The organism is Pseudomonas sp. LFS074 (assembly GCF_047978165.1).
Lineage (GTDB): Bacteria > Pseudomonadota > Gammaproteobacteria > Pseudomonadales > Pseudomonadaceae > Aquipseudomonas > Aquipseudomonas putida_P.
Genome location: NZ_JBFPFV010000001.1, coordinates 1,326,026 through 1,340,922, shown reverse-complemented (window position 1 = coordinate 1,340,922; position 14,897 = coordinate 1,326,026). Strand labels below are relative to the sequence as shown.

Sequence of the window (14,897 nt, the reverse complement as noted above, 5' to 3'; positions counted from 1 at the left end):
ATTTATGCGTCGCGCCCTGCTCTTGGCTCTCGCCGTGCTCGCCCTGCCCCTCCAGGCAGCTGATCTGAAGCCCTTCTCGGCCAGCTACACCGCCGACTGGAAGCAGCTGCCCATGAGCGGTACCGCCGAGCGCAGCCTGGTCAAAAATGCCAACGGTACCTGGGACCTTAATTTCAAGGCCTCCATGATGATCGCCAGCCTGACCGAGCAAAGCACCCTGCGCCTGGAAAACGACACCCTACTGCCGCAGAAGTATCACTTCGAGCGCGGCGGCCTGGGCAAGGCCAAGAAGGTCGACCTGAACTTCGACTGGAGCGCCAAGAAGGTCACCGGCAGCGACCGTGGCGATGCCGTGAGCCTGCCGCTGAACCGCGGCGTGCTGGACAAGTCGTCCTACCAGCTGGCCCTGCAGCATGACGTGGCCGCCGGCAAGAAGAGCATGACTTACCAGGTGGTTGACGGTGACGAGATCGACACCTACGACTTCCGCGTGCTGGGCACCGAAAAGGTCACAACCAAGACCGGCCAGGTCGATGCGGTCAAGGTCGAGCGTGTGCGTGATCCAAGCCAGAGCAAGCGCATCACCGAGCTGTGGTTCGCCAAGAACTGGGACTACCTGCTGGTGCAACTGCGCCAGGTAGAAACCGATGGCAAGGAATATGTGATCGTGCTGCAAGATGGCACGGTGGATGGCAAGTCGGTGAAGGGTAACTGAGCCAGCGCCGCCTGCTGTACCCGAAGCCCCGCCCAGTGCGGGGCTTTTTCATGCCCGGCCGAAAGCAACCCTTGTGGGAGCGCTCTGGCTTTCATGAAACTTGTTTCATGCCCGTTTTATTTACTTAGCCTGCTAACAAACTCTATAAAGAGGGTGTGCGACACACTGTCGCAGCCATCTGAAGAAGTGGAGTTTACCGATGACTGTCCAAGTAACCGAACGCGACGAATCGAAAATGTCCCACGAAGGCCTGGCCGCTGGCGTGCGGATCTGGGATGTGCACCAACAAGGCCAGCTGGTGGGCATGTTCCATAATGAGCATGAAGCACACCAATACCGTGTAGAGCTGGAAGACCTGGAAAACCAGCGCACCACGCAATGACCCAGTCTTCAAATGGAAAACCCCGCCAAGGCGGGGTTTTTCGTTTTTACCACATCAGATCATCAGGGATCTTGTAGGCCGCGTACGGGTCATCTTCGTCCGCTTCCTCGACATGGGTATTGAGCAACAGGATACGGCTTGGGTCGCGCTCCTGGATTTTCACCGCCGCCTCACGAGGAATGATCTCGTAACCGCCGGCATGGGCGACCACGGCAAGCGCGCCGTTGCTCAGCTTGGTTCGCATCAAGGCGTTGACCGCAATACGCTTGACCTTCTTGTCGTCGACGAAGTTGTAGTAGTCCTCAGTGTTCAGCTTGGGCAGGCGGGTGGCTTCGATCAGTTGCTTGACCTGCGCGGCACGGGCCTTCTGCTCGGCCTTTTCCTGCTGCTGGCGATTCAGCTCCTGGTCGCGCTTGACCTTTTCGGCCATGGCTTCCTTGGCTATGCGCTGCTGGCTGTCGTCGACTTCGACCTGGCCTTTGTGCTCCATGCGCTTCTGTTTCTTTTCAGCTTTGTTGGTCTGCGAGACCTGTTTCTGGTTGACCAGACCGGCTTTGAGCAATTGGTCGCGAAGGGAAAGGCTCATGAATGTTCACTCACTTATGCAACAGCTCAGCCGCAGCTGGGCAGGTTCTTTTCCTGACGTTTGGCCTCACCCCAAAGGGCGTCCAGCTCGTCAAGGTTACAATCTTCAATGGGGCGGCCACTGTCGCGCAATGCCTGTTCGATAAAACGGAAGCGTCGCTCGAACTTGCGATTGGCGCGGCGCAGGGCGTTTTCCGGGTCGTGCTTGAGGTGGCGAGCCAGGTTGACCGCGGCGAACAGCAAGTCACCCACTTCATCTTCCAGGGCATCGGCATCGCCATCAGCCATGGCCTGCAGCACCTCATCCAGCTCTTCACGGACTTTGTCCAGCACCGGCAATGCCGCCGGCCAATCGAAACCGACCGTGGCCGCGCGTTTTTGCAGTTTGGCTGCCCGCGACAGCGCCGGCAAGGCTGCCGGCACGTCGTCGAGCAGCGACAGCTGTTCGGGCTGGGCTTTTTCCGCGCGCTCTTCGGCCTTGATTTCTTCCCAACGCGACTTGACCTGGGCCTCGCTCAAGCTGGGGGTATCCACCGGCGCGTACAGCTCGCCGGTGGGGAATACATGCGGGTGGCGGCGGATGAGCTTGCGGGTGATGCTGTCGACCACGCCCGCGAACTCAAAACGCCCCTCCTCCCGGGCCAGCTGGCTGTAATAGACCACCTGGAACAGCAAGTCGCCCAGCTCACCTTGCAGGTGCTCGAAATCGCCCCGCTCGATGGTGTCAGCGACCTCGTAGGCTTCTTCGATGGTGTGCGGGACAATACTCGCGTAGTTCTGCTTCAGGTCCCATGGGCAGCCGTACTGCGGGTCGCGCAGACGGGCCATGAGGTGCAGCAGGTCTTCGAGGGTGTAGGTCATGTAAACAGGTCCTTCGGCGGTGGCTTCTTCGCGGGCGAACCCGCGAAGCAGGCGACGCAGTCTCAAGGGGTACGATTACGCCGCGTCTCGATGATGTTCGGCAGCTGCGAGATCCGCCCCAGCAGGCGACCCAGCGCGTCCAGGCCTGGAATCTCGATGGTCAGCGACATCAGCGCGGTGTTGTCTTCCTTGTTCGAGCGGGTGTTCACCGCCAATACGTTGATCTTTTCGTTCAACAGCACCTGCGACACGTCGCGCAGCAGGCCCGGGCGGTCGTAGGCACGGATGACGATGTCGACCGGGTAGGTCTGCACCGGGATCGGCCCCCAGCTCACTTGGATCATGCGCTCCGGCTCCTTGCCTGCCAGTTGCAGCACCGAGGCGCAGTCCTGGCGGTGAATGCTCACGCCACGGCCCTGGGTGATGTAGCCGACGATGGCATCGCCCGGCAGCGGCTGGCAGCAACCAGCCATCTGCGTCAGCAGGTTGCCGACACCCTGGATCTGGATGTCGCCACGCTTGCCGGTACGAGGCCCGGTTGGCTTGCGCGGCACCAGCTCGATCTGCTCGATGCGCTCGGGCTCCAGCAACTGCTGGGCGGCATTGACCAGGTGCGCCAGGCGCAGGTCGCCAGCACCGAGCGAGGCGAACATGTCCTCGGCGGTCTTGACGTTGGTCTTCTCGGCCAGGCGTTCGAAGTCCACTTGCGGCAGGCCCAGGCGGCTGAGCTCGCGCTCGAGCAAGGTCTTGCCGGCAGCGACGTTCTGGTCGCGCGCCTGCAGCTTGAACCAGTGGACGATCTTGGCCCGCGCTCGCGAGGTGGTGACGTAGCCCAGGTTGGAGTTCAACCAGTCACGGCTGGGGTTGCCATGCTTGCTGGTGATGATCTCCACCTGCTCGCCGGTTTGCAGGCTGTAGTTCAGCGGCACGATACGGCCGTTGATCTTCGCGCCCCGGCAGTTGTGGCCGATCTCGGTATGCACGCGGTAGGCGAAGTCCAGTGGCGTGGCGCCCTTGGGCAGGTCGATGGCGTGGCCGTCAGGGGTGAACACATAGACCCGGTCGGGCTCGATGTCGACCCGCAACTGCTCGGCCAGGCCACCGATGTCGCCCAGCTCTTCATGCCATTCCAGCACCTGACGCAGCCAGGAGATCTTCTCTTCATAGTGGTTGGAGCTGGGCTTGACGTCGGTGCCCTTGTAGCGCCAGTGGGCGCACACCCCAAGCTCGGCTTCTTCGTGCATGCCGTGGGTACGGATCTGCACCTCCAGCACCTTGCCCTCGGGGCCGATTACCGCTGTGTGCAGCGAGCGGTAGCCGTTCTCCTTGGGGTTGGCGATGTAGTCGTCGAACTCCTTGGGAATGTGCCGCCACAAGGTATGCACGATACCCAACGCGGTGTAGCAGTCGCGAATTTCCGGCACCAGCACACGCACTGCACGCACGTCGTAGATCTGGCTGAATTCCAGGCCTTTGCGCTGCATCTTGCGCCAGATCGAATAGATATGTTTCGCCCGGCCGCTGATGTCGGCGTTCACACCGGTGGCCAGCAGCTCGTTCTGCAGTTGGTTCATCACGTCGCTGATGAAGCGCTCGCGGTCCAACCGGCGCTCGTGCAACAGCTTGGCGATCTGTTTGTACTGGTCGGGTTCGAGGTAGCGGAAGGACAGGTCTTCCAGCTCCCACTTGATGTGGCCGATACCCAGGCGGTGCGCAAGCGGTGCATAGATGTCGAACACCTCACGCGCGACGCGCAGGCGTTTTTCGTCGTCGGCGGCCTTGACCGCACGGATTGCGCAGGTGCGTTCGGCCAGCTTGATCAATGCCACCCGCACGTCGTCGACCATGGCCACGAGCATCTTGCGCAGGTTCTCGACCTGCGCCTGCGAGCCCAGTACCAGCGACTGGCGTGGGCTGAGGCTGGCACTGATAGCGGCCATGCGCAGCACGCCGTCGATCAGCTTGGACACGACCGGGCCAAAACGCTGGCTGACTTCGGCCAGGGTAACTTTGCCCTCGCGCACCGAGCGGTAGATGACCGCTGCCACCAGGGAATCCTGGTCGAGCTTGAGATCGGCGAGAATTTCGGCGATTTCCAGGCCCGCCTGGAAGCTCGACGTACCGTCCGCCCAGGAATGCTTGGCCGGGTTGCCCTTTTTCTCTACTTCATGAGCAAACTCGCAGGCTTCTTTCAGCGCTGCGCGATCCAGTGCCGAATCGACGCTTACCACATGGTCCAACCATGCTTCGAGATTGATACTGCCGTCAGTGTTGACCGGCTGGTGCACTCTCACCTGTACCATCTTTGTTATACCTTTCCATACAGCGCACCACGCGGGTGCGCTGGCGATCACCGTGCGGCCGCCATTCCATGGCAACCGCACCAAGGGGCCAGTCAGCTAGCCCGCTTCGAATAACGCCATGGCCTCGACATGCGCCGTCTGAGGAAACATGTCGAGAATCCCGGCCCTTTTTAACCGGTACCCCTGACCGACCAGCACCTGGGCGTCTCGCGCCAGCGTGGCCGGGTTGCACGATACATAGACCAGCCTGCTGGCCTTGAGGCGGGCGATGCCTTGCACCACCTCGAAAGCACCGTCGCGCGGTGGATCCAAGAGTACCGCAGAAAAGCCCTCGGCGGCCCATCCGGTGCCTGCCAAAGGCTGCGATAAATCGGCCTGAAAAAACCGTGCGTTATGCACATTGTTGTTCCGGGCATTGGCTGCTGCCCGATCGACCATGGCCTGCACACCTTCTACTGCCACCACCTCGCGCGCCTGGCGGGCCAGCGGCAGGGCGAAGTTGCCCAGGCCACAGAACAGGTCCAGCACGCGCTCGTCGGCCTGTGGTGCGAGCCAGGCCAAGGCCTGCTCGATCATGGCCGTGTTGACCTGGGCATTCACTTGCACGAAGTCGCCAGGGCGCCAGGCCAGTTCCAGCTGCCAGGGCGCCAGGGCAAAGCCCAGTTGCGCGGCCGGGTCCACGGGTGCCGGCTCACCTTCGCCTTGCAACCACAGCTGGGCATTGGCCTGCTCGCAGAACGCCTGCAGCCTGGCCAGGTCCTCGGCCGGTAGCGGCGCCACGTGGCGCACCAGCACCGCCTCGGCAGTGCCGCTGAATAGCTCCACATGGCCTAGCGCCTGCGGTTTGTTCAACGAGCGCAGCACCGTCGGCAAGTGCCGCAGAATCGACTGCAAGGGCTGTACCAGCACAGCGCAATCATCGATGGCAATGATGTCCTGGCTGGCTTCGGCACGGAAGCCTACCTCCAGTTGACGCGCCTTGATGTCCCAGCGTACGGCCACGCGAGCCCGGCGCCGGTAGCCGAATTCCGGCCCGCTCAAGGGGGCGGCCCATTCCTCGGGCTGCACGCCGGCTACCCGCTGCAGTTGCTCAGCCAGGGTGCGCTGCTTGAGCGCCAGCTGCGCTTGGTGCGGCAGATGCTGCAGGTTGCAGCCACCACAGCGGTCGTAGTAGCGGCACGGCGCCTCACGGCGCTCGGGGCTTGCCTGCAGCAAACGCTCGAGGCGGGCCTCGACCACTTTGCCACGGGCATTGAGCACGCGCGCCTCCACGGCCTCGCCGGCCAGGGCACCACTGACGAACCAAGTGCGCCCTTCGTGGAACGCGATGCCACGGCCGTCACCGGCCAGGCGCTCGATGTCCAGGCGTTGTTTCTTGCCTACGGGAATCTGGGCGCTGCGGTTGCCGCCGGTCGGCTGGAAGCGCAGGCCACTGTTGGTTTTTTTCTTGGACATTTAGCTCGGGTCAAACAGGCCGGTGGACAGGTAACGGTCGCCACGGTCGCAGATGATCGCGACCATCACGGCATTTTCCACTTCGCGGGACAGGCGCAGCATGGCAGCGACCGCACCACCGGAGGACACACCGCAGAAAATGCCCTCTTCACGGGCAAGGCGACGGGTGGTGTCTTCGGCTTCCTGCTGCGACATGTCGACCACACGGTCGACGCGGGTGGCGTCGAAGATCTTTGGCAGGTATTCCTCGGGCCAGCGGCGGATACCTGGAATGGCCGAGCCTTCCATCGGTTGCAGGCCGATGATCTGCACCGCCGGGTTTTGCTCCTTGAGGTACTGCGAGCAGCCCATGATGGTGCCGGTGGTGCCCATGGAGCTGACGAAATGGGTAATGCTGCCCTGGGTCTGCTGCCAGATCTCGGGCCCGGTGCTGTTGTAGTGGGCAATTGGGTTGTCGCCGTTGGCGAACTGATCGAGCACCAGGCCACGACCTTCGGCCTGCAGCTTCTCGGCCAGGTCGCGGGCGCCTTCCATGCCCTCCTCCTTGGTCACCAGGATCAGCTCGGCGCCATAGGCGGTCATGGCGGCCTTGCGCTCGGCAGTGGAGTTGTCGGGCATGATCAGGATCATCTTGTAGCCCTTGATCGCCGCCGCCATCGCCAGGGCGATGCCGGTGTTACCGGATGTGGCTTCGATCAGGGTGTCGCCAGGCTTGATCTGCCCACGCAGTTCGGCGCGGGTGATCATCGACAGCGCCGGGCGGTCCTTCACCGAGCCGGCAGGATTGTTACCTTCGAGCTTGAGCAGGAGGGTGTTGCTGGTTTCACCAGCAATGCGCTGCAGGCGAACCAGGGGCGTATTGCCGACGCAATCGGCGATGGTTGGGTACTGCAAGGTCATGGCGTATTTCACAATCCGGACGGCAGGGGCGCCTATCATACCGGCAAACCCTCCGTGGCCATATCACGCAATCTGTGGTGCATATAGCTACAAGCTATAAGCTATAAGCTGCGACCTGTGCCAGCCTTTTCGCGGGTAAACCCGCGCCCACAGGGATTGGGCTGCCTTCAGGTGAAATGTGGTACCCGCGAAGAGGCCGATACATGTGACGGCAAACGCATCCACAGCCGCAACCCATGCTTGCCATTCTGCGCCCACAAGGTCCCACCCTGGCGCTGGATGGCGCTGCGGGCAATGCTCAGCCCCAGGCCAAAACCACCATCCCCCGGTCGCGAGCCATCCAGCCGCGAGAACGGCGCGAAGATCCTCTCCAGGTCTTCTTCGGCCACCCCGCCGCCCTCATCCTCCAGCCACAACCACCAATAGCTACCCTCACGCTGCCCGCCCAACCGCACGACACCCTCGGCCGGTGAATGGCGGATGGCATTGCGCAGCATGTTCTCCAGCGCCTGGGCCAGGTGGTTGAGGTTGCCCTGCACCCAGCAGTCGGCCGGCACTTCGCAGCGCAAGCGGGCAGGCGACCAGCCGCTTTCATAGCAGGCATTCTCAGCCAGCAGCTCCCAAAGCGCGTGCACTTCGATCGGTTCCAGGTTCATCGGCGCACGTTCGGCGTCCTGCCAGGCCAACTGCAGGGTGCCCTCCACCAGCTGCTGCATGCAGTCCACCTCACGGGTCAGGCGCTCACGCAGGCGTTGCAGGTCGGTTTCGCCGTCGCAAGCGACCCGCAACCGGCTCAGCGGCGTGCGCATTTCGTGGGACAAGTCGCGCAGCAACTGCTGCTGCATGGCCACCGTGCCCTGTAGCCGCTCGGCCATCTGGTCGAAGGCACGGGCCAGCTCGCCCAGCTCGTCGTGCCGGGCGATGGTGCGCGAGTCCAGGCGTGCCGACAGCTGATCGGCGCGCCAGGCATTGGCCTGCTCGCGCAGCTGGTTCAGCGGCACGATCAACATCCGGTACAGGCCCACGCACAGCAACAAGGTGAACAGACCGGGGATGATGCCGTTGGTGACAATGCGCCACAGCAAGCGGTACTGGTCCGGGTTGAACCGCTGTGGCAGCTCGATCACCAGCATGCCCTGCTCCGGCGCCCCCGGGAAGGGTATGCGCACCCACGGCTGGTCGACGCTGCGCCGGCTCATCGGCCAGTCGACACCGCGCAGGCGGGTCAGCCGCTGCATGATCTGCGGGTTGAGGGTAGCGCTGTCGAGCGGCCGCAGGTTGATGTCGAGCACGCCCACCCAGCCCCGTTCACGCTGATGCATCGCCGCCACCCACTGGTCCAGCCCCGCCCGCCCACCGCTGCGCCAGGCCTGTTCAGCCTCGCCGGCGTAGCCCCGCAATGCCTGCCGGGCCGGCTCCGATAGGAAGGCATTCTGGGTTTCCATGTGCCGGCCCCAGGTGTAACTGAGGCCGATCATCAGCAGGCAGAAACCCACCAGCAAAATGGCGAGTTTCCAGAACAGCGAGTGGCGATCCAGCATGGCTCACTCCGCCTCGCCGGCGCTGAGCACATAACCCTTGCCCCACACGGTGCGTATCTGTCGTTCGTGGTAGCCGATACCCTTGAGCTTGCGACGGATCTGGCTGACGTGCATGTCCAGGCTGCGGTCATGCCGCGAATAGCCGCGCTGCAACACCTGCTGGTACAGAAACGGTTTGCTCAGGACCTCTTCGAGGTTGCGGTTAAGGATGTCCAACAACCGGAACTCGCTGGGGGTCAAGCCTGCCAGATGGCCATCCAGGCGCACATCGCATAGCTCCTCATCGAACTCCAGCTCACCGCAGCCAGCCTGCTCCAATGGAGCTTGATAGCGCCGCTCAAGGGCCACGCGGCGCAGAATCGCCTCGATGCGCACCTGCAACTCGGCCATGCTGAACGGCTTGGGCAGGTAATCGTCGGCCCCTCGCTGAAAGCCGCTGATACGGTCGGCCTCGGCCCCCAGCGCCGACATCAGGATCACCGGTGTGGCGCTACGCTTGCGCAATTGCGCCAGGGCATCCAGGCCATTGAGCCCCGGCAGCAGGATGTCCATGAGCACCACATCGAAGATTTGGCGACCCGCTGTTTCCAAACCCTCCAGGCCATTACGGCACCAGGTGACCTGAAAACCACCCCGTTGCAGCTCTTCGTGCAGATAGGCACCCAGGACCGGGTCGTCCTCGATGGCGAGGATATTGGAGTTGTGAATAGCTACAGGATTCATTGGCAACTGCCATGCATTCTCAATTGTGCAATTATTGAGCATCCACCGCCTGCCAGGCAACCGCCCTGCGACCAATGCCCCGGCAATGCTGCAAATCAGCTATTGAAAGAGGTGCAATGGTGCGGCAGGCGGAGTAACTTCGCGGCTTGACCGTCACCACCTGACGGCTACCAGGCACATCACAGGAGGCGAGTGTGCTCGATCGTTTGGGAATTCGCAGCCGGGTACTGCTGCTGGCACTGCTGCCGGCCGGCTTGATGGCCCTGGTGCTGGGCAGTTACTTCACCTGGCTGCAACAGAACGACCTGCGCACCCAGTTGCTGCAGCGCGGCAAGATGATCGCCGAACAACTGGCGCCACTGGCAGCACCTGCCATGGCCCGGCTTGCGCCTGCGCAACTGGAACGCATTGCCGCACAAACCCTGGAGCAGGCCGATGTGCGCGCCGTCGCCTTCCTGGCCCCGGACCGCACGCGCCTGGCCCACGCCGGCCCGAGCATGCTCAACCTGCCACCCAGCGGCGGGACCGGCACGCAACTGCTGCAGCGCAGTGGCAATGACGCCACCCGCTACCTGATGCCGGTGTTCGGCCACCACCGCGACCTGGCCACCGATGCCGTGCCGGCCGAAGCCGAGCGCCTGCTGGGCTGGGTAGAGATCGAGCTGTCGCACGACGGCACGCTGCTGCGCGGCTACCGCAACCTGTTCACCAGCCTGTTGCTGATCTTCGCCTGCCTGGTCCTCAGCGGCCTGCTGGCGCTGCGCATGAGCCGCACCATCAACGACCCCATCGAACGCATCAAGCACGCGGTCAACCAGCTCAAGGACGGCCACCTCGAAGAACGCCTGCCGGCCATGGGCAGCCATGAGCTGGACGAGCTGGCTCGCGGTATCAACCGCATGGCCGAAACCCTGCAAAACGCCCACGAAGAACTGCAGCACAGCATCGATCAGGCCACCGAGGACGTGCGCCAGAACCTGGAAACCATCGAAATCCAGAACATCGAGCTTGATATGGCGCGCAAGGAAGCCCTTGAAGCCAGCCGTATCAAGTCAGAATTCCTGGCCAACATGAGCCACGAGATCCGTACCCCGCTCAACGGCATCCTCGGCTTCACCCACTTGCTGCAAAAAAGCGAGATGACGCCGCGCCAGCTGGACTACTTGAGCACCATCGAGAAGTCCGCCGACAACCTGCAGGGGATCATCAACGAGATCCTCGACTTCTCCAAGATCGAGGCCGGCAAGCTGGTGCTCGACAGCATTCCGTTCAACCTGCGCGACCTGATCCAGGACACCCTGACCATCCTTGCCCCGGCCGCCCACGCCAAGCAGTTGGAATTGCTCAGCCTGATCTACCGCGACACGCCGTCCTCGCTGATCGGCGACCCGTTGCGGCTCAAGCAGATCCTCACCAACCTGGTCAGCAACGCCATCAAGTTCACCCGCGAAGGCACGATCGTGGTGCGCGCCATGCTCGACGACGAGCACGAAGACCACGCGCAACTGCGCATCAGTGTGCAGGACACCGGCATCGGCCTGTCGCCGCAGGATGTGCGCACACTGTTCCAGGCCTTCAGCCAGGCCGACAACTCGCTGGCCCGGCAGCCGGGTGGCACTGGCCTGGGGCTGGTGATTTCCAAGCGCCTGATCGAGCAGATGGGCGGCGAAATCGGTGTCGACAGCACTCCGGGTGAAGGTTCGCAGTTCTGGATCAGCCTCAACCTGCCCAAGGCTCACGACGATGTCGAGGAGCTTCCGCTGCAGCCACTACTGGGCCGCCGCGCAGCCATTGTCGATGGCCACGAACTGGCGCGCCAGGCGCTGGAGCACCAGCTGGAAGACTGCGGCCTCAGCGTGAGCCTGTTCGCCTCCTACGACCAATTGCTGCATGGGGTGCAGGCCGCCAGCCAAGCCGGCCTGCCGTTCGAGTTCGCCGTGCTCGGGGCCAACCTGGGCAACCTGTCGCCCGAGCAACTGGGCCACTATCACCAGCAGCTTGAGCGTTACCATTGCCAATGCGTGGTGCTGTGCCCGACCACCGAGCAGGCGCTGTACCACCCGTACCTGCCCAACGGCCATGGCCAGTTGCTGTCCAAGCCCACCTGCACCCGCAAGCTGCGGCGCCTATTGCTGGAGCTGGTGCAGCCGCGTCGACCGCTGGCCGAGGTGAACAACGTCAACGGCCAGCGCCAGCCGAAAATACTCTGCGTCGACGACAATGCCGCCAACCTGCTGCTGGTGCAGACCCTGCTCGAAGACCTGGGTGCTGAGGTGCTGGCCGTCGACAATGGTTATGCTGCGGTACAGGCCGTGCAGGATGAGCCGTTCGACCTGGTGCTGATGGACGTGCAGATGCCTGGCATGGACGGCCGCGCCTGCACCGAACAGATCCGCCTGTGGGAAAACACCCAAAGCGGCAACCCGCTGCCGATCGTCGCCCTCACGGCCCATGCCATGGCCAACGAAAAGCGCGCGTTGCTGCACGGCGGCATGGATGACTACCTGACCAAACCGATCAGCGAACGGCAACTGGCCCAGGTGGTGATGAAATGGACCGGCCTGAGCCTCGGTGCACCGCACCAGGCGCAGGCCGAGTTGCCGGCCAACGGCGATGAACTGAAGGTGCTCGACCCGGAAGAGGGCCTGCGCCTGGCCGCTGGCAAGGCAGACCTGGCGGCCGACATGCTGAGCATGCTGCTGGCCTCGCTGGATGCCGACCGCGAAGCCATACGCGCTGCCCGCGAGGCCAATGACCGCGAAGGGCTGATCGAGCAGGTGCACCGTCTGAACGGCGCCTCGCGCTATTGCGGCGTGCCGCAGTTGCGGGCAGCGTGCCAGCGCAGCGAGACGTTGTTGAAGCAGGACAATCCGCAGGCGCAGCAGGCCCTGGATGAACTGGACAGTGCGATCGGCCGGCTGGCTGCGCAGGCGCGGCTGAGCGCCTGAGTGCCTGGCTTGATACAGGCAACCACCACCCCAAGACATGCACCACAAAGGAAACCCCACCATGCGCGCCCTGTTGTTCAGCAGCCAGCACTACGACCAAGAAAGCTTCACCGAGGCTGCCAACGGCACGTCGCTGGAGCTGCATTTCCAGCCCGCCCGCCTGACCCTGGACACCGCCGCACTGGCCGATGGTTTTGAGGTGGTGTGCGCCTTCATCAATGACGAACTCGACGCCACGGTGCTGCAGCGCCTGGCCGCAGGTGGCACACGGCTGATCGCCCTGCGCTCGGCCGGCTACAACCACGTAGACCTGGCTGCCGCCCAGCGCCTGGGCCTGGCCGTGGTACGCGTGCCGGCCTACTCGCCACACGCCGTGGCCGAGCACGCCGTGGCGCTGATCCTGGCGCTCAACCGGCGCCTGCACAGAGCCTACAACCGTACCCGCGAAGGTGACTTCACCCTGCACGGGCTAACCGGCTTCGACCTGCACGGCAAAACCGTGGGCGTGGTCGGCACCGGCCAGATCGGCGCCGCCTTCGCCCGCATCATGGCAGGGTTCGGTTGCCAATTGCTGGCCTACGACCCCTACCCCAACCCAGAGCTGCTGGCCCTTGGCGCGCGTTACCTGCCCCTGCCCGAGCTGCTGCGCGAAGCCCGCATCATCAGCCTGCACTGCCCGCTGACCGAACACACCCGCCACCTGATCAATGCGCAAAGCCTGGCCCAGTTGCAGCCCGGCGCCATGCTGGTCAACACCGGTCGCGGCGCGCTGGTCGATACCCCTGCGCTGATTGACGCGCTGAAAAGCGGCCAGCTTGGCTACCTGGGCCTGGACGTCTACGAAGAAGAAGCCCAGCTGTTCTTCGAGGACCGCTCCGACCTGCCACTGCAGGACGATGTGCTGGCCCGCCTGCTGACCTTCCCCAACGTGATCATCACCGCCCACCAGGCCTTCCTCACCCGCGAGGCGCTGGATGCCATTGCCCAGACCACGCTGGACAACATCAACCGCTGGGCGGCAGGCAATCCACAGAATCTGGTGATGGGTTAGTGCTAGGATACGCGGCATTTCTGGAGGACCCATGGTCGAGCACGATTTCCGCTACACCCTTTTCAACCCGCAACACACCCTGATCGAGTGCCGTGCCTTGGTGCCGGGCCGCTACCAGGTCACTGGCAACGGCGGCTCGATGCACAAAGGCGACACCCTGCTGGTCACCCTGAAGGGCAGCAAGGACTTGTCCATGCGCCTGACCGTGGAGAGCGTACGCCACCTGATCAACCCACGCGGCCAATGGGTTGCCGTGGCTACTGGCCCGGTGTTCAACGAGCTGGAAATCCTCACCTGGCAGGTCGAGTGCGACAACTGCGACGCCGTGCTGGACTTCGAGTTCGCGGTAGATGCCAAACTGGGCAAGAAAGCCCGCCAGCCTGCCGCCAGCGCGCGCATTGCCGAGCTGGGCTGGGTCAGCCGTGGCGAAAAACACCTGTGCCCCCATTGCCAGGAGAGCGCCGCGTGAAAAACCTGCTGACCGGCGCGCTGATTGCCACCGGCCTGCTCGGCTGCGCCGCCGAACCGTCCAAGCTGCAGCAGGAGCGCAGCTATGTGTTGGAGTGGATTGGCGAACGACCACTGATGGACTACAGCCACCTGACCCTGACCCTGGCCAGCGACGGCCGTGCCTACGGCAACGGCGGCTGCAACCACTGGTTTGCACCGTACACGCTCGATGGCGAGCACCTGAGCTTCGGCAAGGTCGGCAAGACCCGCAAGCTGTGCGCACCGGCGCTGATGGAGCAAGAAAAGCGCTTCCTGCAGGCGCTGGAAACGGTAGAGCGTTGGGACGTATCGCCGGTGGAGCAGATGCGCTTCTGGCCGGCCGAGGGCAAGCCGCTGCGCTTCTGGCCTGAAGAAGGCTGATAATCAATGGGGCCGCTTTGCGGCCCCAACTGCATCAGGCGCCTTTCAGCGCCTTGATCTTGGCTTGCAGCCCTTCCAGCGTCTGCTCGCCCAGCAACTGCTCACGCACCTTGCCCTTGTCATCGATGATGTAGGTCACCGGCAGCGCCTCGCTGCGCGGCAGGTCATAGCGCTCGGCCGGGTCCTGGGCCAGCACGGTGAAACCGATACCCAGGGTTTCAGCGGCCTGCTTCAAGTCCTGCCCCTGCAAACCATCGAAGTTCACCCCCACCACCTTGATGCCATCAGCCGCCCACTGCTTGGCCGCTGCGTTCAGTTCCGGGATCTCGGTACGGCACGGCCCGCACCATTCAGCCCAGTAATTGAGCACCAGCCAGTGCCCTTCGATCTGTTCGGCCTTAACCGTATTACCGTGTTGGTCCACGCCATAATCGGCACCGCAACCACCGAGCAACAGGCTCGCGGTGATGGCCAGTACTGCTGCCAGACGCCTTGCCATGGGTCAATCCTTCTCGAGTTTTAAAGCAAATTGGTCAGTCGCTGCGGTTAGAATAGCCGCCACA

14 protein-coding genes are annotated in these 14,897 nt (G+C 63.4%); 6 read left to right on the top strand and 8 right to left on the bottom strand.

Annotation, left to right across the window (positions count from 1 at the left end):
- The first annotated feature begins 4 nt into the window (after positions 1–4).
- Positions 5–715 (top strand): DUF3108 domain-containing protein, encoded by a 711-nt coding sequence (locus ACNQP3_RS06185; RefSeq protein ID WP_012270944.1) that lies wholly within the window; start codon positions 5–7, stop codon positions 713–715.
- A 199-nt stretch (positions 716–914) separates the two neighbouring features.
- Positions 915–1,097, top strand: coding sequence for a hypothetical protein (locus ACNQP3_RS06180; RefSeq protein ID WP_012270943.1), 183 nt, complete (start codon positions 915–917; stop codon positions 1,095–1,097).
- Positions 1,098–1,143: 46 nt separating this feature from the next.
- On the opposite strand, the gene ACNQP3_RS06175 is transcribed toward ACNQP3_RS06180, so the two are convergent.
- The 7 genes from ACNQP3_RS06175 to ACNQP3_RS06145 form a co-directional block, all read right to left on the bottom strand.
- A complete protein-coding gene (locus tag ACNQP3_RS06175) occupies positions 1,144–1,683 on the bottom strand; it encodes a DUF2058 domain-containing protein (RefSeq protein WP_012270942.1) in 540 nt (179 codons plus the stop codon).
- Between the two features lie 26 nt (positions 1,684–1,709).
- The gene (mazG, locus tag ACNQP3_RS06170) at positions 1,710–2,543 is read right to left on the bottom strand and encodes a nucleoside triphosphate pyrophosphohydrolase (RefSeq protein ID WP_012270941.1); all 834 of its coding nucleotides are present in this window, start codon (positions 2,541–2,543) and stop codon (positions 1,710–1,712) included.
- 62 nt (positions 2,544–2,605) lie between these two features.
- On the bottom strand, positions 2,606–4,846 hold the full coding sequence (gene relA / locus ACNQP3_RS06165; RefSeq protein WP_012270940.1) for a GTP diphosphokinase: 2,241 nt from the start codon (positions 4,844–4,846) through the stop codon (positions 2,606–2,608).
- Between the two features lie 96 nt (positions 4,847–4,942).
- Entirely contained in the window at positions 4,943–6,301 is a 1,359-nt protein-coding gene (rlmD, locus tag ACNQP3_RS06160) for a 23S rRNA (uracil(1939)-C(5))-methyltransferase RlmD (RefSeq protein ID WP_012270939.1), read from the bottom strand.
- Positions 6,302–7,201, bottom strand: a complete 900-nt coding sequence (cysM, locus tag ACNQP3_RS06155) for a cysteine synthase CysM (RefSeq protein WP_024717686.1) — start codon at positions 7,199–7,201, stop codon at positions 6,302–6,304.
- 167 nt (positions 7,202–7,368) lie between these two features.
- Complete coding sequence (locus ACNQP3_RS06150) at positions 7,369–8,742, bottom strand: sensor histidine kinase (protein WP_012270937.1); 1,374 nt, start codon at positions 8,740–8,742, stop codon at positions 7,369–7,371.
- Positions 8,743–8,745: 3 nt separating this feature from the next.
- Positions 8,746–9,465 carry a response regulator transcription factor gene (locus ACNQP3_RS06145; RefSeq protein WP_264316877.1) on the bottom strand — a complete coding sequence of 240 codons (720 nt, stop codon included), beginning with the start codon at positions 9,463–9,465 and terminating at the stop codon, positions 8,746–8,748.
- Between the two features lie 194 nt (positions 9,466–9,659).
- Here ACNQP3_RS06145 and ACNQP3_RS06140 point away from each other — a divergent pair, with 194 nt between their 5' ends.
- From ACNQP3_RS06140 to ACNQP3_RS06125, 4 genes are all read left to right on the top strand, one after another.
- Positions 9,660–12,413: a response regulator gene (locus tag ACNQP3_RS06140; protein ID WP_264316876.1), complete on the top strand. Its 2,754-nt coding sequence runs from the start codon at positions 9,660–9,662 to the stop codon at positions 12,411–12,413.
- 61 nt (positions 12,414–12,474) lie between these two features.
- The gene (locus ACNQP3_RS06135) at positions 12,475–13,464 is read left to right on the top strand and encodes a 2-hydroxyacid dehydrogenase (protein WP_012270934.1); all 990 of its coding nucleotides are present in this window, start codon (positions 12,475–12,477) and stop codon (positions 13,462–13,464) included.
- A 31-nt stretch (positions 13,465–13,495) separates the two neighbouring features.
- Positions 13,496–13,933, top strand: coding sequence for a hypothetical protein (locus tag ACNQP3_RS06130; protein ID WP_012270933.1), 438 nt, complete (start codon positions 13,496–13,498; stop codon positions 13,931–13,933).
- Complete coding sequence (locus tag ACNQP3_RS06125) at positions 13,930–14,334, top strand: META domain-containing protein (protein WP_012270932.1); 405 nt, start codon at positions 13,930–13,932, stop codon at positions 14,332–14,334. The genes ACNQP3_RS06130 and ACNQP3_RS06125 overlap by 4 nt, the downstream gene beginning before the upstream one ends.
- A gap of 34 nt (positions 14,335–14,368) precedes the next feature.
- On the opposite strand, the gene ACNQP3_RS06120 is transcribed toward ACNQP3_RS06125, so the two are convergent.
- Positions 14,369–14,833, bottom strand: coding sequence for a TlpA disulfide reductase family protein (locus ACNQP3_RS06120; RefSeq protein ID WP_012270931.1), 465 nt, complete (start codon positions 14,831–14,833; stop codon positions 14,369–14,371).
- Positions 14,834–14,897 lie beyond the last annotated feature (64 nt).